General features: G+C 50.4%; 21 protein-coding genes. 11 read left to right on the top strand and 10 right to left on the bottom strand.

The window, feature by feature from the left end; genetic code table 11:
• Positions 1-118: 118 nt before the first annotated feature.
• The 4 genes from ACYQ2L_RS01540 to ACYQ2L_RS01525 form a co-directional block, all read right to left on the bottom strand.
• Positions 119-553, bottom strand: coding sequence for a single-stranded DNA-binding protein (locus ACYQ2L_RS01540; RefSeq protein WP_460050313.1), 435 nt, complete (start codon positions 551-553; stop codon positions 119-121).
• A gap of 111 nt (positions 554-664) precedes the next feature.
• On the bottom strand, positions 665-3,229 hold the full coding sequence (gene topA / locus ACYQ2L_RS01535) for a type I DNA topoisomerase (protein ID WP_460050311.1): 2,565 nt from the start codon (positions 3,227-3,229) through the stop codon (positions 665-667).
• A 41-nt stretch (positions 3,230-3,270) separates the two neighbouring features.
• Complete coding sequence (locus ACYQ2L_RS01530; RefSeq protein ID WP_460050309.1) at positions 3,271-3,792, bottom strand: hypothetical protein; 522 nt, start codon at positions 3,790-3,792, stop codon at positions 3,271-3,273.
• A gap of 32 nt (positions 3,793-3,824) precedes the next feature.
• Complete coding sequence (locus tag ACYQ2L_RS01525) at positions 3,825-4,124, bottom strand: Dabb family protein (protein ID WP_460050307.1); 300 nt, start codon at positions 4,122-4,124, stop codon at positions 3,825-3,827.
• Between the two features lie 120 nt (positions 4,125-4,244).
• Here ACYQ2L_RS01525 and ykgO point away from each other — a divergent pair, with 120 nt between their 5' ends.
• Positions 4,245-4,370 carry a type B 50S ribosomal protein L36 gene (ykgO, locus tag ACYQ2L_RS01520; RefSeq protein WP_460050305.1) on the top strand — a complete coding sequence of 42 codons (126 nt, stop codon included), beginning with the start codon at positions 4,245-4,247 and terminating at the stop codon, positions 4,368-4,370.
• A 148-nt stretch (positions 4,371-4,518) separates the two neighbouring features.
• On the opposite strand, the gene ACYQ2L_RS01515 is transcribed toward ykgO, so the two are convergent.
• Positions 4,519-4,848 (bottom strand): DUF4342 domain-containing protein, encoded by a 330-nt coding sequence (locus ACYQ2L_RS01515; RefSeq protein ID WP_460050303.1) that lies wholly within the window; start codon positions 4,846-4,848, stop codon positions 4,519-4,521.
• Between the two features lie 44 nt (positions 4,849-4,892).
• Here ACYQ2L_RS01515 and ACYQ2L_RS01510 point away from each other — a divergent pair, with 44 nt between their 5' ends.
• The 3 genes from ACYQ2L_RS01510 to ACYQ2L_RS01500 are packed head-to-tail and all read left to right on the top strand — an operon-like array spanning position 4,893 to position 7,341.
• Positions 4,893-5,528, top strand: coding sequence for an ABC transporter ATP-binding protein (locus tag ACYQ2L_RS01510; RefSeq protein ID WP_460050301.1), 636 nt, complete (start codon positions 4,893-4,895; stop codon positions 5,526-5,528).
• Positions 5,525-6,292, top strand: a complete 768-nt coding sequence (locus ACYQ2L_RS01505) for an ABC transporter permease (protein ID WP_460050299.1) — start codon at positions 5,525-5,527, stop codon at positions 6,290-6,292. The genes ACYQ2L_RS01510 and ACYQ2L_RS01505 overlap by 4 nt, the downstream gene beginning before the upstream one ends.
• Before the next feature lie 41 nt (positions 6,293-6,333).
• Positions 6,334-7,341: a serine hydrolase domain-containing protein gene (locus ACYQ2L_RS01500; RefSeq protein ID WP_460050297.1), complete on the top strand. Its 1,008-nt coding sequence runs from the start codon at positions 6,334-6,336 to the stop codon at positions 7,339-7,341.
• A gap of 15 nt (positions 7,342-7,356) precedes the next feature.
• Here the strand turns inward: ACYQ2L_RS01500 and ACYQ2L_RS01495 are convergent, their stop codons facing one another.
• Both ACYQ2L_RS01495 and mtnN read right to left on the bottom strand, forming a co-directional pair.
• Complete coding sequence (locus tag ACYQ2L_RS01495) at positions 7,357-10,347, bottom strand: insulinase family protein (protein WP_460050295.1); 2,991 nt, start codon at positions 10,345-10,347, stop codon at positions 7,357-7,359.
• Positions 10,348-10,493: 146 nt separating this feature from the next.
• Entirely contained in the window at positions 10,494-11,153 is a 660-nt protein-coding gene (gene mtnN / locus ACYQ2L_RS01490) for a 5'-methylthioadenosine/S-adenosylhomocysteine nucleosidase (RefSeq protein WP_460050293.1), read from the bottom strand.
• Between the two features lie 46 nt (positions 11,154-11,199).
• Between mtnN and ACYQ2L_RS01485 the strand changes: the two genes are divergently transcribed.
• The 3 genes from ACYQ2L_RS01485 to ACYQ2L_RS01475 all read left to right on the top strand — a co-directional run bounded on the left by ACYQ2L_RS01485 (position 11,200) and on the right by ACYQ2L_RS01475 (position 13,274).
• A complete protein-coding gene (locus ACYQ2L_RS01485) occupies positions 11,200-12,168 on the top strand; it encodes an amino acid--tRNA ligase-related protein (protein ID WP_460050291.1) in 969 nt (322 codons plus the stop codon).
• Positions 12,165-12,728, top strand: a complete 564-nt coding sequence (efp, locus tag ACYQ2L_RS01480; protein WP_460050289.1) for an elongation factor P — start codon at positions 12,165-12,167, stop codon at positions 12,726-12,728. Before ACYQ2L_RS01485 ends, efp begins: the two co-directional genes overlap by 4 nt.
• 93 nt (positions 12,729-12,821) lie before the next feature.
• A complete protein-coding gene (locus ACYQ2L_RS01475) occupies positions 12,822-13,274 on the top strand; it encodes an RrF2 family transcriptional regulator (RefSeq protein ID WP_460050287.1) in 453 nt (150 codons plus the stop codon).
• A gap of 3 nt (positions 13,275-13,277) precedes the next feature.
• Here the strand turns inward: ACYQ2L_RS01475 and ACYQ2L_RS01470 are convergent, their stop codons facing one another.
• Both ACYQ2L_RS01470 and pyrF read right to left on the bottom strand, forming a co-directional pair.
• Positions 13,278-14,423, bottom strand: a complete 1,146-nt coding sequence (locus tag ACYQ2L_RS01470; protein ID WP_460050285.1) for a mechanosensitive ion channel family protein — start codon at positions 14,421-14,423, stop codon at positions 13,278-13,280.
• Positions 14,420-15,853, bottom strand: a complete 1,434-nt coding sequence (gene pyrF, locus ACYQ2L_RS01465) for an orotidine-5'-phosphate decarboxylase (protein WP_460050283.1) — start codon at positions 15,851-15,853, stop codon at positions 14,420-14,422. Before pyrF ends, ACYQ2L_RS01470 begins: the two co-directional genes overlap by 4 nt.
• Before the next feature lie 81 nt (positions 15,854-15,934).
• Here pyrF and ACYQ2L_RS01460 point away from each other — a divergent pair, with 81 nt between their 5' ends.
• Positions 15,935-16,678, top strand: coding sequence for an SIR2 family NAD-dependent protein deacylase (locus ACYQ2L_RS01460; protein WP_460050281.1), 744 nt, complete (start codon positions 15,935-15,937; stop codon positions 16,676-16,678).
• Positions 16,679-16,687: 9 nt separating this feature from the next.
• The gene (locus ACYQ2L_RS01455) at positions 16,688-17,089 is read left to right on the top strand and encodes an acyl-CoA thioesterase (RefSeq protein WP_460050279.1); all 402 of its coding nucleotides are present in this window, start codon (positions 16,688-16,690) and stop codon (positions 17,087-17,089) included.
• Positions 17,090-17,154: 65 nt separating this feature from the next.
• Here ACYQ2L_RS01455 and ACYQ2L_RS01450 read toward each other — a convergent pair whose 3' ends face one another.
• Entirely contained in the window at positions 17,155-18,474 is a 1,320-nt protein-coding gene (locus tag ACYQ2L_RS01450; protein WP_460050277.1) for an ABC transporter substrate-binding protein, read from the bottom strand.
• A gap of 161 nt (positions 18,475-18,635) precedes the next feature.
• On the opposite strand from ACYQ2L_RS01450, the gene ACYQ2L_RS01445 reads away from it, so the two are divergent.
• Together ACYQ2L_RS01445 and ACYQ2L_RS01440 are read left to right on the top strand one after the other, a co-directional pair.
• On the top strand, positions 18,636-19,055 hold the full coding sequence (locus tag ACYQ2L_RS01445; protein ID WP_460050275.1) for a lipocalin-like domain-containing protein: 420 nt from the start codon (positions 18,636-18,638) through the stop codon (positions 19,053-19,055).
• A gap of 193 nt (positions 19,056-19,248) precedes the next feature.
• Positions 19,249-20,178, top strand: coding sequence for a GNAT family N-acetyltransferase (locus ACYQ2L_RS01440; protein ID WP_460050273.1), 930 nt, complete (start codon positions 19,249-19,251; stop codon positions 20,176-20,178).
• Positions 20,179-20,187: the final 9 nt, after the last annotated feature.

Raw genomic sequence — 20,187 nt, 5'->3', positions numbered from 1 at the left:
CTCGCTGAAAAATATATTTGTATAACTGCTGAATTCTTATTCATGGCTGTATAATACCTATTACAGAGTCGGCAGTCAATACAATGATCCACACAAATTTTAATGGCGCAGAAAAAAATCAGACCAGGGCTACCTCCCGCTCGACTTCACTGGCCTCCTCCATAGCGAGGGTCATTTCTTCATTTTCCTCCGGATCTGCAGCTTCTCCTGAGTCCTGGTTCCGGTTGAATTGCGGCTTGAACTCCACATGTTCAGCAACAATTATCACCCTGGACCGATTTCCGCCATCAGCTGCAATCCAGCGGTTCTGCTTCAACCTGCCGACTACGCGAACGCCTCTACCTTTTTCCAGTACACCCCGGCAGCGCTCGGCATTTTTTGCCCATGCCTCAATATCAAAAAAAGAGACTTCCTTCTGCAGCTCATCATCGATTCTGTAAAATCGATTGGACGCCAGTGAAAACTCACAGATCGGGGTACCACTCGGGGTTTCCTTGAGCACCGGATCACGGGTGAGATTGCCCTCCAGTAAAATGGAATTCAAACTGTTCATAGCTCCTCCTTGCCTTTTGGCCTTTACCAGGTAATACAGCAGGAGAGTTCATCGAGAGGTGTAAATCAGTTAAAAAAAAACAGAATTTCTACCGGGCTTCAAGCAATTTCCCTACTTCTTTCCACCTGTTGCAGCATCCACCAGTTCAACTGCCTTTTCCAGTGTAAGCTTATCTACCGCAGATTCCGATTCCTTGAATTCTTCGGGCAGTCCAACATTTTTGCTGCCGTATTTTATGAAGGGACCGTATTTTCCACTGTAAACAGATATATTCTTCTTGGTCTTGGGATGCTTACCGAAATCCTTGATCTGAACAGATCCTCCGCGGCCTTTCTTTGGCTGTGAAAAGATATGCAGGGCATCCTCAAGGGTAACTGTAAATAGATCATAATCCTTGCCAAGTGAGCGAAAGTCACCATCGTGAACCACGTAGGGACCGAAGCGCCCGTTATTGGCTCTTACCGGCTTCCCGGTTTCAGGATGATCTCCCAGATCACGAGGGAGAGCCAGCAGCTCTACCGCAGCTGCGAGTTCTACATTCTTGGGATCCATATCGGCAGGAAGACTTGAGCGTTTGGGCTTGGGATTCTCATCAGTCTTTTCGCCAAGCTGCACATATGGTCCATAACGGCCCATGAGGCAATAGATATTCTCACCTGTTTCCGGATGCGCACCAACAGGAACGGGTCCGTTCTTCTGCAGTTCTACCAGCTCACGAATATCATCTGCGGTAAGGTCTGCAGGAGCTTTGTCCTCCGGCACAGAAGAATGAATCTCCTGCCCGTCTTCATGCAGAACAATATACGGACCGAATTTACCAACCTTGATATCCGTAACATCTTTCAGATGCGGAAGACTGACGGTCCGGCTTTCCTCTGGCTGGATATTACCTTCCCTGACCTCAACCTGATGCTTGAGACCGGAATCACCTAGATAAAATTCATGCAGATATTCAAGCCGCTTCCGGTTACCGGCGGCAATATCATCAAGAGCGTTCTCCATATCGGAGGTAAATCCATATTCAATCAGGTAGCGAAAATGCTTCTCGAGAAGCTGAACAACCGCAAAGCCGGTGAAGGTGGGGACCAGACTGGTTCCCTGACGCCGGATATATTTTCTTTCATAGAGTGTATTGATAATAGAAGCATAGGTGGAAGGTCTTCCGATACCGGCTTTTTCCAGTCCCTGAACCAGAGATGCTTCAGTATAGCGTGCAGGAGGCTTGGTCTCGTGATACACGCTCTCAATCTGCTGAGGCTGCAGCTCCTGACCTTCCTTGAGTTCGGGCAGATAGGTTTCCTTGTCATCCAGCGCAGCATCAGGATCGTCCTTGCCTTCAACGTAGGCCCGTATAAAACCGGGGAATACTATCCTGGTACCGGTTGCAGTAAATCGCGCTGGCCCCACGGTTATTTTGGCTGTAACGGATGCTTTCTGGGCGTCGGCCATCTGGGTTGCCATGGTTCTGCTCCAGATCATACCGTAGAGGGCTTTTTCCTTTCCGATAAGTCCGGTTTCATCCGGATGCTGAAACTCTGTCCCGGCGGGTCGGATAGCTTCATGTGCTTCCTGTGCTCCCCGGTTTTTGGCTTTATACTGTCTTGGCTCCGGTGAGAGATATTCATCTCCGTACAGACGCACTACACTCGCGCGTGCAGCAGAAATGGCTTCGCTGCTGAGAGTCGGGGAATCGGTACGCATGTATGTAATAAAACCCTGTTCATAGAGTCTCTGGGCAGTACGCATGGTCTCACGGGCAGAGAGCCCGAGCTTCCGGTTACCCTCCTGCTGAAGGGTGGATGTAATAAAAGGCTGACTGGGGCGGCTTGTACTCTGCTTTTCCTGCAGGGCGCTGACGATCCAGGCTTCCTTTTCCAGGGTATCCCGCAGTTTGTCCGCTGCTTCGCCATCCAGAACAAGAACATCCTTGCCGCTCAGGAGCTCTCCTGTGCTGGCATCAAAATCCTTTCCGCCAGCAAGACGCCGCTCATCAAGCTGTTCGAGCCGGGCATTAAATGCCTGATCGGGGCTGCTCTTCGGACTGAGCATTGCCTTGAGATCCCAGTACTCACTTCGTCGGAATTTCATCCGCTCTCGTTCACGCTCAACAATCAGTCGTAAACCAGGACTCTGTACCCTTCCAGCAGAAAGTCCATACGCGACCTTTTTCCAGATAAGCGGGCTGATGGTGTATCCATACAGGCGGTCAAGAATGCGGCGTGTTTCCTGGGCATTCACCAGATTCATATCTATATCACGGCCTTCTTCAAGTGCCCTGGTAATCGCAGATTTGGTAATTTCATGAAAGACCATCCGCTGCACCGGAACCTTCGGAGAAAGAAGCTGCACAAGATGCCAGCTGATACTCTCACCTTCGCGGTCTTCATCAGTGGCCAGCAGCACACGATCCACGCCTTTCATTTTGGTTTTGAGGTCACGGATGATTTTCTTTTTTTCCTTGGGAACTACATACAAAGGGGCGAAGTCATTATCGACATCGATACCCAGACGCGACCATGGCTCCTGTTTGACTGCCTTGGGGACATCTGCTGCTGTCTGAGGCAGATCCCGGACATGTCCGATGCTAGCCTCAACAATAAAGTCCTTAGGCAGGAACTTCCTGATGGTTTTCGCCTTGGTCGGCGACTCGACAATTACCAGAGTTTTGCTGGACATACCGTATCCTTTTATTATGCTTTCAGGTTGAGAGCCGCAGTCTAATGCCGCCCCTCATGCCCGTTCCCATGGTGATGTGCATGTATGGTGGGTGCATGATACTCCCATTCCCGCATATCCTCAGACGTATACAGTTCACTGACCGGTTCAGGTTGAGGGGGATAATCCTTACTGATTCCAGGACTGAGTTCCTTGCGCCAATCAACACGGTTGTGCCCATCCTCAAATGTAACTCTACGTTTGACAGTCGGAAAACCGCCCTTGGGTGAATCCTCAACCACAGCAAAGGTTCCGCTGCCCATATAGATGACCCGTTCATTCTCGCTTATCTGCTCCCGCCTGGCGATCTTTTCCAGCACCGCTTCAAATCGAGCTGGTTTCCCTGTATCGGGATCATCGATTGCAGCATAGATATCATCTATCGGCTGATGAGAGATCGGGCACTCACCATATTCCCTTTCAGGAACAGGTTCCGGCATGGTAACGAATTCAGGGTTGATTCTTTGTTCAAGTCGCTTTCGGCCTCCACGGCGTCCGCGTCTTTTTCCTCGTGGTCGTGGCATATCTAGTAACCTACTTCCAGCATATAGCGTTGTCAAGCCTCGTAATCGACAACCGCACGCTCAGATGTCAGAGATTGGATCAATTCTGCAACTTTCTGATGCTCAGGGTGCACACGGTAGACTTCCAGGGCTTCCATTGAGTCAAAACGGCTGTACAGGGATATATCAAATCCAGCCGGGCCGGGACTCAAATTCGGGAATCCTACTTCGAAAGCCCGAATCTCGGGAATCGATTCCGGTAGACTACGTAGAGCTTCTGCCATTTTACTCAAGGCAGCATCCCGGTCATCACAAGCGTCTGATAATCTCCACATTACAATATGAGCAATCATTTCATTCCTCCACTCTGAACACCGATAAAGCGGCATTGACTCTGTTCCATGAATTGTGTATTATCGCGGTCACTATAGTCAAGCCATACATAAGCCCATAAACCGACGAGGAGTGAATACATGAAAATCGTACGTTCATTGAAATCTGCCAAAAAACGGCATAAAGACTGCCAGGTAATCAGACGTCACGGTAAGGTTTACGTAATCTGTAAAACCAATCCGCGCATGAAAGCCCGACAGAAGTAGGGAACTGCATAGCAGCCTGAATGAGGGCTGCTGAAACATTACAGGAAAAGAGGCTGACCGGTCAGCAGCTACATGCTGCTAATCGGCCAGCCTCTTTTTTTTCCTGGAATATCAGATTAATATCAGATTCGAAATACCGGGCTGAATCTCAGACTTTGCGCCCATCGAAGTCATCATCAGAATCTTCAACAGTACCGTTAAAACCGTCTTCCGAATCACCCTTTTGTTCACTTCGGACAACCTCAATGGTATAATCCATACCCATTGCCAACAGCGCGCCTAATGCCGCAAGCCATGGCAGCAGAAATGCTGCAACCCCTCCGATGGCTACACCGGCAGTCAGGGTCAGCTCTTTCAGAACTTCACCGTTTGGCTTCCGGATTATGATCTTGCGTACATTTCCTTCCTTCACCAGCTGCCGTACTTTACTCACAACCCGATTACCAGCTACCTGGAATTTTTCTGTCCATTCCTGCATGACAGACCTCCTTGTTCTTCTCAATCTATACTATACTCTGTTTTATGAGCTTTCAATTCAATAGCCTGCAGTTCTCCGAAGTCTGTATCGATTTCGGTAAAGGCCCTCTGCACATGCCTTTGACCTTCACCATAAGCCAGCATGAATCACTTTGTCTGAGCGGTCCATCAGGCTGTGGTAAAAGCAGCCTGCTGCGGGCTGCACTCGGTTTTTCCGAAAGCTTCACTGGTAATATACACCTTAATGAGGAGAATATTCATCCCGCAACATTGAAACATCTACACAGTGTTTCCGGATATCTCCCTCAGCGCCCAGACCTGGGAACCGGAACATTAAAACAGATAATCCAGGACCTGCTGACCGAAGAACTGCAACACCGATTGACCACTGATCTGTTACCCCGACTGGGAATTTCTGCTGAATTACTTGGTCATCCAGCGGAGCGTCTCTCGGGCGGCGAACGCCAACGAATCGGTCTGGCAATTGTACTGACACGCAGGCCTCAATTCCTCGTACTGGATGAACCCAGCTCCGGCCTCGACAGGAAATCGCGCACAGCCCTGATCAAGCTTCTGCAGGAACATGAAACAGCCTGCCTGTACAGTTCACACGACCTGGATTTTATCAGGGAAATTAACTGCACAGAAATCCAGGTTCCATGCAGGAAGGCAGCGTTATGAGTGTGCAGAGTATTCATCCCATAGCCCTGGCAGCCCTCAGCCTGCTCATAATCAGTGGTGCCATCATGTCCAGACTGCTCAAACTCGGCCTGGCCAGGGACATAATCAGTTCGCATACCCGAATGATTCTGCAACTGACGGCCATTGGCTTTATTCTGGAATGGCTTTTCGAGCTGCGGGGACTGCTGCCTGCCATGCTATGGTTCAGCTTTATGATACTAGCGGCAACCGCGGCCATACTCAGAGCAAGCAAGCTCAAGCTGCGGAACCTTGCCATACCTGTAGCTGCAGCGGTCGCACTCTGTGCAGGAATACATCTCTTCCTTTTCCTTGTTGCTGCCGGACCGGATGTCTGGAATGCACAGGGGATAATTCCCATTGGAGGCATGCTGCTCGGAAACACCATGAGCAGCATGATCATAGGTTTGCAGGAGTTCTTTCAGGGCATGCACAACCGGGTAGAGCTCTACGATTTCCGCAGGGCCCTCGGGCAGCACCGGGTGCGTGCGGCCCTGCCTTTTCTGCGTTCAGCCCTGCACCGCTCCATGTCGCCGCAGATTGCAACCACCGCAACGATCGGCCTTGTCTCCCTTCCAGGCATGATGACCGGCCAGCTCCTGGGAGGATCATCTCCCCTCACCGCTGTCAGTTACCAGATTGCAATAATGCTTGCTATTTTCAGCACCCGCCTGACCGGAACAGCCCTCGTAATTCTCTGCGGGCTGTATTTCGGGACCAGTCGTTACGGAAATCTAAAAGCTTGAGCACATGCAGAATCATATAATCAAAAGCAGGAGGCATTGGAATGGAAAAACTGATTGAAAAAATAGAAGAGTTTGCAAAAGCTACGGACTTCAGCGGAGTTGTATCGGTAAATCGCAGGGATGGAGCACAGTACAGCGCAGGCTTCGGCTATCGAAACAGAGCTGAGCTGCTGCCGAATACGGCTGAAACGCGTTTTGGCATTGCTTCAGGAACCAAGCTGTTCACAGCTCTCGGTATCGGGCGTCTTTCAGCACTGGGAAAACTTGACCTGAACAGCAGGGCATCCGCCATCGATCCACGTTTCAAAGGCTTCATCCATCCGGAAGCGACTGTACTGGAACTACTAACCCACACATCAGGAATGTATGATTATCTGGACGAGGAGCTCATTGAAGATTACGACAGCTTCGAGGTTTCTATTCCCTGGTACAAGCTGCAGACTGCCCTGGACTATCTGCCCTTATTCGAAGGGCATGAACCCAAGTTCATACCGGGTGAGCGCTATGCCTATTCGAACGGCGGCTATGTATTACTCGCTTGCATAATCGAGATAATCAGCGGTGAATTATACCGCGACTTCATTACCAGGGAGATCCTGAAGCCGGCAGACATGCAGAACTCAGGTTTTTTTGCCTTTAACGAACTGCCGCATAACACGGCCCTGGGCTATCTCGACAAGCGGAACATTACCAATTTTTTCAAGCTTCCTGTTCGTGGAGGGGGTGACGGAGGCATGTACACAACGGCAGGAGATCTCGATAAATTCTGGGCCGCCTTTACCTCATTCCGCATTCTGCCTGCCGAACTGACCGAATACTTCCTGAAACAGCATGTTGATTTCAATGAAAGCTCCGGTTATGGCTGCGGTGTATATCTGGAAAGCCGTGGAAACGGAAGGGTGTACTCCATTGTCGGCGGTGACGCAGGAGTCGGCTTTCATTCACAGTACAGCCCGTGGCAGCAGCTCAGCATCCACATCCTCTCGAACATAACCAATGGAGAGGAGCGGATGCGGGAGCTGCTGACATCCGGCGGCGGCGAGATATAGATATCAATATAGATATCAGGTCTTGATATTGATACTGTTTGCCGCGGCCAGTCTTAGCATCTCCTCCGGGGCAGAACTACTGCCTTCCGGCAGGGATGCCAGAGCTTTATCCAGCAGACTCCGGGAACTGATCATACTCAGAACGCCGGAGGAAAGAGCATCATGCAGATCCTCGAGCTGCTCACTGATCTGGGATACCGTCATTGACAGAAGCCGATCCCGGTTCTCCTGACGCACGTCATCAGTTATGCCCAGCTTTCGCCGCCTGTATGCAATCAAACCCTGCGCCCCGGGACTCAGGGGCTTGAGCTCCTTGCCGACCAAAGCGATAACTGCAGACTCCAGCAGATCGGGATCCGGCAGGGACTGCAGCATGGCCTGAAACGCATCGAGAAACACCTGAATACTGCCGGAGGTTTGAGGGTCCCGGTAGGTTGCAAAGCGGAAAATTCCACTCAGGCCGTTCAGGGCAGCAGAAGCTCCGTAGGCTCCGCCCTGCATCCTGCAGCGCTCCCACAGATAGCTGGTACTGAGCAGGTGAGAAATGAGACTCTGAGCAGCATACCCGGGCTGAAAGATCAGAGAACCAGGCATTGCCAGCGCTATGTAATTCACCGAGGTACTCGTAAGCAGGGATTCCGGTTTTCCAGCTGCAGGCAGCGGCGGCTCAACAAAATTTGCTGCTGCCGATATCTGCCCTGCTGACTTATACTCACGTGACCACAGATCAGAAAATCTGTGCGAAATGCGGTCCGTCATTTCATTCAGCTGGTCTGAATCACAGCTGATCTGGACTTCTGTCCTGCAGCGCTGAATAACACTGTCCCTCAGGGATTCAAGAGCAGTTCTGACCTTCTCGATAGGCTCAGCCGAAAGTGCATCAAGATACAGGTACTGTGTAATCCCTTTCAGGCGCTCCTCTTTCAGTTCAAGCCGGGACAGGCCTGCTTCAGCTCGCAGGGCGGCATAACTGGAACCGCTCTGGATTATGGAACTACGGTAATCGTTCCGCTGTTCAAGCAGCATCTCCCGCAGGCGCGAGGTATCAGAAAAATCTGCCTTGCACAGGATTTCATCCATGAGCTGCATGGCTTCGTCAGCATACTGAGCCAGGAATTTTGTCCGCATCCAGAGCATTACCCGGGGTTCCTGCAGTTCGGCATGATCTGCGACCTCAACATCGGTACTTATTCCGCCAAAAACCAGCCCGATCCTGTGACTCATCTGATCGTAGGGGATCCCCGGTATGCCCAATCCGGTCAGAACACCGGAGAAAAAGGGTAGCAGAAGCTCTGCTTCACCCGAAAGATCGCTGACATCGATTGCAATGTTCAGATACACAATCCCGCGGCTGGACAGGGCGGTGGCATAACACAGAACTCCATCCTTGAGCTCAATAACTTCCTGGGGAATTCTGCGGATATCACGCGGGACGTCAGCCAGGTCAAGCCTGGGCAAGGATTCTTCCGCTTCAGGTGAGTCAGGAGCCTCCTGGAAAGCCCTGAGGTCGGCTTCTTCCTTTCTGATTCTCTCTCTGTCAGCTTCACTGAGTCCAGCATCGATCTCATCGATTCTTTTCTGCCGGAGCTCCGCATCCGCTATTTCCTTTTCCGGATCAGGAACCACGCTGACCGTGAGTCTGTGCTGATTTTCCAGCAGATTGCTCCGGATCAGTTCGGAAAAATACTCCGGGTTAACAGCAATCTCACTGCGGATCTGTGTAAAGAGCGGGAGAAAGGCCAGGCTCTCATGCGGGGACTGCCCATGCATCCATCCCTGGAAGGCTCTCCGTCCAAGATATAATCCAACATTGCCGCCTGCACCAAGCTCTCTGGATCTGAATTCGAAACGCCGCAGGGTCCCCTCTACCAGATCAGGATCAAAACCCTGGTCTGCTATTTCACTTAAAGCCTGCATAATGAAATCTTCAATCTCCGCGGTCTTCTGCGGAGAGGTGCCCCGTAGACCAACGGAAAACATGGTTTCATAAATCTCTGATTCGTATCCGGAGGTACTGCTTAAATCCTCTCCAAGCCCTGATTCCAGCAGCTTTTTCTGCAATGGAGAACCCGGTGTTCCCAGAAGCAGCTCGGAAAGAATCTCAAAGGACAGAACATCCCTGCTGTGGGTAGAAGGAAACAGCAGCCAGTTCAGTGTGACGGATGATCCTGTCAGAGGATCTGCATCTCCAGCAACCGGCACCGTCATACGCCTCGGCTCATTCCACCTGGGCTGATCTCCTATTCTATTCGGCAATGAACCTGCCTGAAAATGACAGAGAAATTCATCCTGCAATACTTTGAGATAACGCTCTGTAGGGATATTTCCATATATAAAAATACGCGCATTACGCGGATGATAATGTGTTCTGTGAAAGGCTGTAAAATCCTCGTATGTAAGCGATGGAATCGCATCCGGATCGCCTCCCGATTCATGCCCATAGGCAGTATCAGGAAACAGACCATTCAGACAGCAGCGCATCTCTACTGAGTCCTGGCTGGAAAAAGCACCAAGCATCTCGTTGTAGACGACCCCGGAGATTCCAAGCTTGCCTTCATCATCAAACACGAGACGATGCCCTTCCTGTCGGAACATAGCCGGATCAAGCAAAGGAAAAAAAACAGCATCGCCATAGACCTTCATGAGGTTAAAGAGATCCTTTTCAACTGTACTGGCTGCCGGATACACGGTCTTGTCCGGGAAGGTAAATGCATTCAGAAAGGTATATACACTGCTCTGCAGCATTCTGAGAAAGGGATCCTTGAGCGGATAATTCCGTGATCCGCAGAGCACTGTATGTTCCAGAATATGGGCAACCCCGCTGGAATCAGCAGGCACTGTAGGAAAACCGAAGGCAAACAGATTCTCAGGATCATCGCAATGCAGATGGAAAACCTCACAGCCTGTGGTCTCATGTACCCACCAGCTGCCACGGCCATTATACTCCTGCATGTCGATCTGTTCTTTCAAGCGAAAACCAGCAATACGCTGTTCACCATCACTCATATAACTAAAACTCCTTATTCCGGGGATGTTGAAATGATGCTTGCCATGTAACATAGCACCTACTGTCGGCATCGACAAGTTATTCCGACCGGCTACATGCACTAGAAACCCCGGATGCACCACAGACGGAACTGCCAATATACAGCCTACAGGAGCAGCTGCTGTGCAATCTCCAGTATCCGGGCACCTGCCTGCGGAAGAAAGGCACCGAAATCAACCTTAGCCTTACCATCCGCTGTATCCGAGATCACCCGGACGACGAGATGAGGAATTCTGTTGGCCGCACAGACAAGGGCGAAAGCCGCACTTTCCATATCTATTGCATCTCCCTTTAACTCAGTCCGCAGAAACCGATTCTGCTGCTGCATGGCACGGGTCATGAACTGATCCCCGGTAAGTATTCTTCCGATACACAGCCTGACAGGTTCACCTGCATAATTTGTTCCGCTGAACTCAAGGCTCCTGGCTTTGGCCAGGAGCTGTGGATCCCCGTCAATCCACTGATAGTCCGTGAACGGAACTGTTCCTCTGGGAAAGTTCAGTGCGGTCGTATCCAGATCATGCTGTATGCAGGACTCCCCGACAATTACATCTCCTATACCGAGCTCGGGGTTCAGTCCCCCGGCAACACCCAGCATCAAAGCGGCTGAGGGGCGCTGCTCCATCAGGAGTCGCTGCGTATTCATGGCAGCCATCACCTTCCCTACACCGATTGTCCCAACACGGACATTACCCAGTTCGTTCCGTTCGGCAGCACTGGCGACAGCACTGATCTCGGATTTCATGGCCGCTGTAACTAGTATCATATCTCGCTCTCTTTCACATACATTTCTGTTCCGGTACACTGCAGAAATGAATGCTCTTTCTGTCCAGCGTATCAGGAACCGTATGTACACATGCATACGTGATTTTTTCGGAAGTCTCGGCTTTCTTGAGGTTGAAACACCAAGTCTCAGTCCTGCAGTGATTCCTGAAACCCATATCGAGGTTTTTTCGACCGAATATCGATCATGGACCCTCAACATGCCATTGTACCTGCTACCGAGCCCGGAATACTACATGAAACAGCTTCTGAGCCAGGGCAGTGGAAGCATATTTCAAATTAGCAGATGTTACCGGAATGCGGAAGTACTCAGCTCCAGTCATCTCCTGGAATTCAACATGCTCGAGTGGTACAGCGTTGACTCCGATTATATGGATAACCTGGCAATACAGGAACAACTGCTGCAGTTTCTCGCCGCAGACAGCCTGCTGCAGAACTTGATTTCCGCACACACCTCCTCCAGAGAAGCCACAGAGAACATACTGGCAAGGATCGCCCGGCCGATTCAGAGAATCAGTATGCAGGAAGCCTTCCGGAGATATGCAGACTTCGATCTCGAATCAGCCCTGCTCAACCGGAGCCTGAGTGATGATGATTTTCATATCCTGCTTGTGGACCAAATTGAACCTCAGCTGCCGAGGGACAGACCAGTAGCCTTGATTGATTATCCGGCAATCGTTCCAACAACAGGAAAAAGCAAACCTGACAGTCCCTGGACCGAGCGCTGGGAGCTGTACATAGGGGGACTGGAGACAGCAAACTGCTACACCGAAGCCAGCGCAGACGAGCTGCAGGAATATTTCAATTCCGAACTCCAGTCGCTGCGAAAGAAAGGTCGGGAACACCAGGCAGACAGTTCCTTCCCCGACAGGATCAGGGATCTACCGAAGTGCTCGGGAAATGCTCTCGGTCTGGACCGGCTGCTCATGCAACTCTGCGGTGAACAAGGTATTAAAGGGGTGATTTTATTTCCGCTCCATGATATTATCCGCCCATGATCAAAGCAGGAGCAATTGAAAAGGGATCCTGTCTCTTGTTAAAGGGCGATCCCTATCTCGTGACAGAACGGGAATTTGTAAACCCCGGGAAAGGCGCTGCCTTTGCCCGTGTTAAGCTGAAGAACCTCAAGACAGGACAGGTACTTCGCGAAACCATAAAGACCTCGGAGTCTGTTGAGGAAGCCGATGTATATGACCGTCAGGTTCAATACCTGTACCAGGACGATGCAGCAGTGCATGTCATGGATACAGATACCTATGAACAGTTCGAAGTCGAAAAAACCGGTCTCGAGGACAAGTTGAAATACATTAAGGAAGGGGAAACATATTCTCTCCTTGTATGGAACGATCTGCCCATCGACATCAAGATTCCGACCAAGGTTGTATTTGAGGTTAGCGATGCACCTGATGGTGTCAAAGGCGATACGGTTACCGGTGCAACAAAAATCGTTACAATCGAAACTGGAATTGAGGTTCGTGTACCGATCTTTATCAAGACAGGCGAACGAATCATGGTCAACACTGAAACCGGTGAGTACGTAGAACGGGTGAACAACTGACACTGAGAGCAGTGTACACTACAGTGCAATACAAGCCGGTATTGTTCCGGCTTGCTTTATGTTGCATAATTTATTAACACAAGAGGTGTTATAATGAGAATTACTACAAAAGGGCGATACGCTATCCGAGCAATGACGAACCTTGCCCTTTCTGACAACGAAAAACCGAAACCGATCAAGACTATAGCTGAGGAAGAAGCGATCTCGCCGGAATTTCTCGAGCAGATTTTTTTCCGTCTCAAGAAAACCGGTATGATCACTTCGGTGCGCGGACCAGGGGGCGGGTTCCGACTGGCACGCAAACCCGAAGAGATCAGTGTGAAAGAGATTTTTGAGGCAGTTGGAGAAGGAATTGACCTGACACCATGCACGTCCAGCGTAGACTGTGAAAATGAGGACAGGAATCCCAATGCGTATACTGCTTCTGGCTGTACCCGTACGGAAATCTGTCAGGTTCACGACATCTGGCAGGAAACATCAGCCTTTTTCAACAATTATTTCACAGAAATGACCCTGCAAAAAGTAATAGATTCCTCAAAAAAATAGAGCTCAGCCTTCGCCCGTAGAAAGATGAACATCCATCTGCGGGAAAGGAATCTCTATCCCTGCCTCCCTGAAGCTTCTCCATATCTCAAGATTAACCCATGAATGAGCAGCCATTTTATCGTACACAGTGCGTATCCAGGTCCTGAGTTCCACGGTAATGCCTGAATCATCAAAACTCTTCACAAAGGCCTGGTGCACCCTATCTTCCATGGCGTAGGGATTATTCCCGGGAATTGTTTTCAAGACTTCGAGAACCTTATCCAGATCGGACCGGTAGGATACCTGCACCCGGTTCACCAGAATAATTGATGGTGAATCATAGGAGAAATTGTACACCTCTTTATTCAGCAAGGCACTGTTCGGAACAATAATAGTCTCGTTGGTCAGGGTATTAATTACCGTGTTCATGAGACGGATGTTCACCACATTTCCTTCATTCTGATTCACAAGAACCCGATCGCCCTCCTTGATCGGCCTGGCAAGTATGATTACCAGCCCGGAGAACACATTCGACACAACTTCCTGCAGACCGAAACCGATACCTATACCCAAGACCCCGAACAGCACAGCCAGGCTGCTGAGATTAATTCCGATCATAGAGATTCCAACGATTGCAATAACGGATGCGGTTCCGTAGCGGAGAAGGTCCGACAGTGTACTCTGACTCTCTGCGTCAAGCTTGGCCAGAAAACTCTTCCGGGAGTACTGCTTGACTGCCAGACCTATTCTACCTGCCACATATAATACCGGCATGACCAGAAGCATTGTAGTTATGGAAATTCTGGTGGAACCGGATTCAATTATCGGTTGTGTAAGAATCTTTCCGATTTCAGTGAATGTTGCAATGATCTGGGCGCCGAGGAGGCGCCCAACCAGAACCACAGCCATGAGCAGAATAAATATTCTTACAATTCTATGAATTGTCCGACTGAAACGCTCCCAGACCGCGTCCTCAATTGATTCGGAAAAGCGCCAGTTTTTCCGTCCGCGGCGCAACATGCGGTGGAAAAGCCGTGCCGACAGAATCAGGATCGCGAGGGGAAGGAGAAGCTCGAGAACTATCTGCATCGGTGTGAAGCCGAACTCGATATTTCCCATACTGATCCGGGTCTGCAGCAGCCCGGATATCTGCTTCAGCGCTCCATTCATATGGACTCCGTAAACCTGACCATCTCTGCCTCGAAGTCCGCGGAAATCAGACCGGTTTCACGGCAATGTGCAAACAGTTCCTGGACCTGGGCACAGGCATGCAGACGGATTCCGGCAGCGTCCATTTCACGTCTTCCCTGTCCACCGCGTTCCAGGAGAACCACAAGATCCTCAACCACCAGCCCGGCTTCACGAAGTATCTCGACGGCTTCGATCTTGCTGCCTCCTGTGGTTATCAGATCATCCAGCAGCAGAATCCTCTCACCAGCTGTATACTTCCCTTCGATACGGTTCCCTGTACCATGCTTTTTCTGCTCCATTCTGGGATATATCATGGGTATTCCGGTCTCAAGCGAAACAGCAGTTGCCAACGGCAATGCTGCGACAGGAATACCTGCGATTCTGTCGAATTCAAGATCTCGTATAACCATCGCATAGGCTCGGGCAACCGCCTGCAGTAAGGAGGGGCTGTTCACAACCCTGCGCAGATCAATGTAATACGGAGATTTTATGCCGGATTTCAGAATAAATTCGCCGGTCCTGAAGCATTCCTCTGAGATCAGCCCGTCAAATACGCGATGGAAGCGCGCAGGCTGCGTTCGCTCTGCTTTCTGATTCCTGAACTGCTGGCGGATTCTGCGAATTTCATCGCGGTACTGGCGGGCTGCCGCAGCAGGGTCATCCGCCTGGGTTATCCCCCTCGCTACTACCGGCAGTACTCCTGAACTATCACTGCGGAGAGCAGCTTCAAGGGACTGCTCGAGTGAACCTCCCTGCGCCCCGATACCCGGACAGAGTATCCACATGTCGGGAAAATCAGATCTGATCTGTTGCAGGCTCTCGATATCTGTTGCCCCGACAACGGCACCTAATGCCGCTGACCAGCTGCTGATTTTTTCGCAGACAAGCTGATACAGCAGCCTGGAGTCTCCTGCAGCGGAAATTCTCTGCAGCTGCAGATCATTGGATCCGGGGTTGGAGGTTTTCACCAGTACAAAAGCACCCTTGCTTTCATCCCGGAGAAATGGAGCAACAGAATCCTGCCCCATGTAGGGACTCAGTGTCACGGCATCCGCTTTGAGATAGGTAAAAGCAGCAGTGGAATAAGCCTCGGCGGTAGCACCGATATCGCCGCGTTTATTGTCAAGAATTACCGGAATACCGTCCGGCACGAGTGAAATAATCTCTTTGAGCGCTTCGAATCCCGCCGCTCCATAGGCTTCATAGAATGCAGAGTTCGGCTTGTATGCTGCTGCAAATTCCGAGGTTTTTTCTATAATGCCGGTAGCCCATTCTACCAGGGCGCTGATTACATGACTCTCATCAGCACTCAAGCCTAGATCCGCAGCCCGCGGGTCCAGCCCGATGCAGAGAAGAGTGTCGGCAGTCTTTACCCGTGTTTCGAGGGACTGAAAAAAACCTGTGCTCATAATAATTACTCCATCAGAAAAATTTTGACAGTTGCATTCTACCCTAATGCATGCACCTGTGTCATGCAGTATACTTGTCATATGAACGATGTGTATCTGAAGAAAGCAGCAGAAGCGATACGAGACTCCCGGCACCTGGTAGCATTTACCGGTGCAGGAATGTCTGCTGAAAGCGGCATACCGACATTTCGGGGAGATAATGGAATCTGGAAACAGTATGATCCCAGGGTTCTTGAGGTTTCTTATTTCCGTAAACACCCGGCCGAATCCTGGAGGGCGATCCGTGATATATTCTACATTACGGCGCAGGAGGTCAGGCCAAACGCCGGCCACCTGGTCCTGGCAGACTGGGAAAAGCGGGAAATACTTCACCACATTATTACACAGAATATAGATGATCTGCATCACAGGGCGGGAAGCAGATCAGTAAGCGAGTATCACGGCAACATACGCTTCCTCCGTTGCCAGGACACTGGACGCAGAATTGAATTCACCACTGAACTACTGGCACAGGAAATACCCCGTAGCCCCTGGGGAGGAATTCTCAAACCGGATTTTGTCTTTTTTGGTGAAGGCATTCCAATTGAAGCTGCAGACCGCTCACTGCGCGAAGCTAATCACTGTGATGTCATGCTGATTATTGGCTCTACCGGGGAGGTATACCCGGCAGCCCAGCTTCCGCAGACTGCTTCGAAAGGCGGAGCCTATATAATCGAAATCAATCCGGAGCCAAGTAATTTCACCCCCTGGATTACTGACCTGCATATTGCGGCCCCGGCCGGTGAAGCACTGCCTGCACTGGACAGAATGCTGCAGTCTGTCTGATAATGCGGCATGAATTCAGAATTATTTGAAAAGACGGTGCGGGTTGCCATGCGCTTCCGCGATCTGGATGTATACGGCCATGTGAACAATGCGACCATGTTCAACTATCTTGAAGAGGCCCGCATCAAGCTGTTGGGGGACAGTTTTTACTCCGCTGATCCACAAAAGGATATGCAATACATTGTCCGCAGTGCATCCTGTGAATATCTTCGACCCCTTCGCCTCCTGCAATCCGAAATTCTGATAACAGTCCGGGTTAAAGACAGAAAAAAAGTCAGTTTTCTACTTGAATATCTCATCCACGATGAACAAGGCGTTGAATACGCCAGGGCTGAAACCCTCATGGTCTGCTTTGATCCGGTAAGTCAGCGTCCCACGCGTGTACCGGACGAACTGTTCAGCATAAACTAAAAAAGCCGCACAGGCAGAGCTGTACGGCTTCATCAGGTCTGACTATGAGTCAGGTCCCCTTGATTCTATGGCCAGCTATTATCAATGGCACGGAGAACTGCATTCAGATCCTTGCCGTTTACATAATTAACCATTTCTGTCCAGAATGAGCCTGCACCAACCGGACCAGGCATAAGGTCAGAACCGTCGAAACGGAATGTGTCAGCGTTCTGAATAATCTCGGCATAGCGGCGGTCGGCCTCTGTTGTGTACCACTCAAGCGGAGTATCAGCATGTGGCGATACAAATCCACCGGCTTCTACCCATGATTTTGTGGAAATTCCCTGTGTCATGTATTTTGCCAAGGCGCGAACCTCAGGACGGTCAGTGAATACACCATAGATATCACCAGCACCAAGTACAGGATTTCCATACTCTTCGTCGATTCCCGGCAGGTAGAAAAAGTCTACATCCACACCTACGGTTGCTCCGTCAGGGAAGAAGGCAGGGATAAAGCTTGCCTGTCGATGCAACCATGCAGCAGGAGGATTCTCGAACAATGCATTCGGAGAATCGCCAAATGGTACAAGCAGGATTGCATCAGTTCCACCAAGCACATAGTCCTCATTGAACCAGATCTCACTCATGATTTCAAAGGCGCGTCGCACTTCAGGTGAATCAAAGGGATGTTCCCCAATAACCCATGCATCATATACTTCTACGGGTGCAGTTCTCAGCAGGATATCTTCGATCCAGTCCGTTCCTACCCAGCCGGTTGCACCAGCGCTCTCGATACCGATAGCCCAGGGAGTATCCCCATCTGCGACAATCTGGTCGGTCAACGCAATCAACTCATCCCAGGTCTCGGGAATCTGATAGCCCCGTTCTTCGAATGGTCCCTTGGGGTACCATACAAGACTTTTTACGTTTGCACGATGCCAGAAACCAGACATGATTCCGTCCATGGTTGCCATGTCCAACCAGCTCTGATCATACTGAGCCTGGAGATAATCCATGCTGAACCAGTCATTCATGTCGATTACATGACCACCGGAAACAAAGTCTCCCAGCAGTCCGGGCTGGGGAAAAGCTGCCATATCCGGAGGGCTTCCACCTTCAACGCGTACGGTAATCAATGATTCAAAGTCACCGGAACCTTCGTACACAACGCGAATACCGGTCTGCTGTTCAAACAGCTCCATGCTTGCGCGGAAACGACGTGCGTCCTCGTCAACGAAAGCGCCGAATACATCTACACGGCGACCGCTGAGATCCTGGCCCTCTGTCCAGGGATTGTCAGTGTAGTCTGCACTTGGTGCCGCAGCTTGCTGCTGACCCCCGGCAAAAAGTCCCAACGGCATTACAAGCAGCAGGGCAACCAGAACAAAAACCAACTTGCTCTTCATATAGTCCTCCTCGAAAGATTTGCGTTCAGCCAACCCGTGACTGATTCGCGTTACTAACACGATTATAAAACGGTTTGGCCGTGGATGCAAGAAAAATATTCCGGTATTTCGCAAATCATGTCAAATTTGCATAAGGACTGCCCACAGAGTATAATGAAAGCATGAAACGAACATTAATGATCTTTAGTATAATCTGTGTAGTTCTACTTTTTGGTCTGCAGCAGGCAATTGCCCAGGAATTTTCAATGGAAGGCTCCTGGACTGCCTACTCACCCACACAGCTTCCTGCATACAGCCTGAGGGATCACAATAATCCCGGGGGTATGCCGGATCTTTCACAGGGACAGATAAGCTTCAACGCTGACGGTACAGTACAAAATGATTTCCTGCCGTATACAACATGGGAAGTCAACGACGGATTTCTTGTTCTGTCGGTTGAAGATACCCAGGGATTCTATGCTGTAAGGGAGCTGACACCGGACGTGTATGTACTGGTCAGCCTCACTGTAACCGAGCAGAACAGAAGTATTATCAGTATTCGTGTACACCGGCCCGAGAGTTTGTTATTGATTCGGGACTGATTCCAGTAATTGACACGGTCATAAAGCTGTAATAACCTGTTTTATCTTTTCTGAAGGGAGATCCGGGAACATGAGCCTGTAAGCACGGCCGAAGACAGTTTTTGCGTCGCATCAGCACTTTGGTCGTACTCCGTGTACGAATCCGGCCCGGCCGGATACCACATACACAAACTTCATCTTACAGGACACTCATATGACCACATCTCATTCAATCAAATCAACAAGACAGTTTCTCGATCTCCGTGAATTCGTCAGCAGCTCCGTATATCGGGCAGCCAATCCCTGGAACTACTACGACCTGGATCGACTGAATTTCTGCTTCACGGTTTCATCAGCCATGAACGGCACCAGCATGCAGGATTTCCTTGACAGAAGCCGGATATGGCGAGACGAACAAGGCAAGATCGTTTCGGCAGTTGTCAGCGAAGGCGAAAATCGCGGAGAAGCTTTTTTCCTCTGTACAGAGAAGGAACTGGATATTGCAACTGCTGCAGAAATGATCGAGTTTGCCGAAGAATACTGCAGCTGCGAAACGGAAAACAAGCAGCGTTTCTGCGCTGTCAGAGTCCCGGACCACCAGGAGCCGACCCGCCGCTTTCTCCGGGCACGCGGATACAGCAGCGGAGACTGGTGCGAAACCTACTCACGCCTTGACATCAGCACCTCAATCGCTGGGGAACAGACCCTTCCCGATTCATATACGCTTATAGAAGGCCGTGACTGCAGTCCGGAACTCAAGGGGCGCTGTCATGCCCAGGCCTTCGGATATAGTGGCGAAGGTCTGTATGAAAGCAGAATCGTTACCGGATTTTCTGCTATGCAGGAGACACCGGATTACCTGCCATTCCTGGACCTCATGATTATAGACGGCGAAGGAGAACCAGCCGCTATGATGGGTTTCTGGTATGATGCGCTGAACCGCCGGGGAAATCTGGAACCAGCAGGAACCGTACCAGCACACCGCGGAAGGGGTCTCGGGCGCTTCCTGATACAGGAAGGCAGCAGACGCCTGCAGCGGCTTGGTGCGAATCATATTCTGGTCGGTACAGATCTGGAGTTCTACCTTCGTTCAGGCTTCAGTGTGATACAAAAAACGCCTGTCCTGGAAAAACGATTTATGTAGATGTAGATC

The sequence above is a fragment of the Spirochaeta dissipatitropha genome (genome assembly GCF_054657935.1).
This window is presented reverse-complemented; position numbering and strand designations above follow the sequence as displayed.

Coding starts and splice junctions, on each gene's coding strand:
- ACYQ2L_RS01530 (WP_460050309.1), bottom strand. CDS start 3,792: ATGCCACGACCACGAGGAAAAAGACGCGGACGCCGTGGAGGCCGAAAG.
- ACYQ2L_RS01540 (WP_460050313.1), bottom strand. CDS start 553: ATGAACAGTTTGAATTCCATTTTACTGGAGGGCAATCTCACCCGTGAT.
- ACYQ2L_RS01445 (WP_460050275.1), top strand. CDS start 18,636: ATGAAACGAACATTAATGATCTTTAGTATAATCTGTGTAGTTCTACTT.
- efp (WP_460050289.1), top strand. CDS start 12,165: ATGATCAAAGCAGGAGCAATTGAAAAGGGATCCTGTCTCTTGTTAAAG.
- ACYQ2L_RS01475 (WP_460050287.1), top strand. CDS start 12,822: ATGAGAATTACTACAAAAGGGCGATACGCTATCCGAGCAATGACGAAC.
- ACYQ2L_RS01460 (WP_460050281.1), top strand. CDS start 15,935: ATGAACGATGTGTATCTGAAGAAAGCAGCAGAAGCGATACGAGACTCC.
- ACYQ2L_RS01510 (WP_460050301.1), top strand. CDS start 4,893: ATGAGCTTTCAATTCAATAGCCTGCAGTTCTCCGAAGTCTGTATCGAT.
- ACYQ2L_RS01485 (WP_460050291.1), top strand. CDS start 11,200: ATGAATGCTCTTTCTGTCCAGCGTATCAGGAACCGTATGTACACATGC.
- ykgO (WP_460050305.1), top strand. CDS start 4,245: ATGAAAATCGTACGTTCATTGAAATCTGCCAAAAAACGGCATAAAGAC.
- pyrF (WP_460050283.1), bottom strand. CDS start 15,853: ATGAGCACAGGTTTTTTTCAGTCCCTCGAAACACGGGTAAAGACTGCC.
- mtnN (WP_460050293.1), bottom strand. CDS start 11,153: ATGATACTAGTTACAGCGGCCATGAAATCCGAGATCAGTGCTGTCGCC.
- ACYQ2L_RS01440 (WP_460050273.1), top strand. CDS start 19,249: ATGACCACATCTCATTCAATCAAATCAACAAGACAGTTTCTCGATCTC.
- ACYQ2L_RS01470 (WP_460050285.1), bottom strand. CDS start 14,423: ATGAATGGAGCGCTGAAGCAGATATCCGGGCTGCTGCAGACCCGGATC.
- ACYQ2L_RS01505 (WP_460050299.1), top strand. CDS start 5,525: ATGAGTGTGCAGAGTATTCATCCCATAGCCCTGGCAGCCCTCAGCCTG.
- ACYQ2L_RS01515 (WP_460050303.1), bottom strand. CDS start 4,848: ATGCAGGAATGGACAGAAAAATTCCAGGTAGCTGGTAATCGGGTTGTG.
- ACYQ2L_RS01455 (WP_460050279.1), top strand. CDS start 16,688: ATGAATTCAGAATTATTTGAAAAGACGGTGCGGGTTGCCATGCGCTTC.
- ACYQ2L_RS01500 (WP_460050297.1), top strand. CDS start 6,334: ATGGAAAAACTGATTGAAAAAATAGAAGAGTTTGCAAAAGCTACGGAC.
- ACYQ2L_RS01525 (WP_460050307.1), bottom strand. CDS start 4,124: ATGATTGCTCATATTGTAATGTGGAGATTATCAGACGCTTGTGATGAC.
- ACYQ2L_RS01450 (WP_460050277.1), bottom strand. CDS start 18,474: ATGAAGAGCAAGTTGGTTTTTGTTCTGGTTGCCCTGCTGCTTGTAATG.
- topA (WP_460050311.1), bottom strand. CDS start 3,229: ATGTCCAGCAAAACTCTGGTAATTGTCGAGTCGCCGACCAAGGCGAAA.
- ACYQ2L_RS01495 (WP_460050295.1), bottom strand. CDS start 10,347: ATGAGTGATGGTGAACAGCGTATTGCTGGTTTTCGCTTGAAAGAACAG.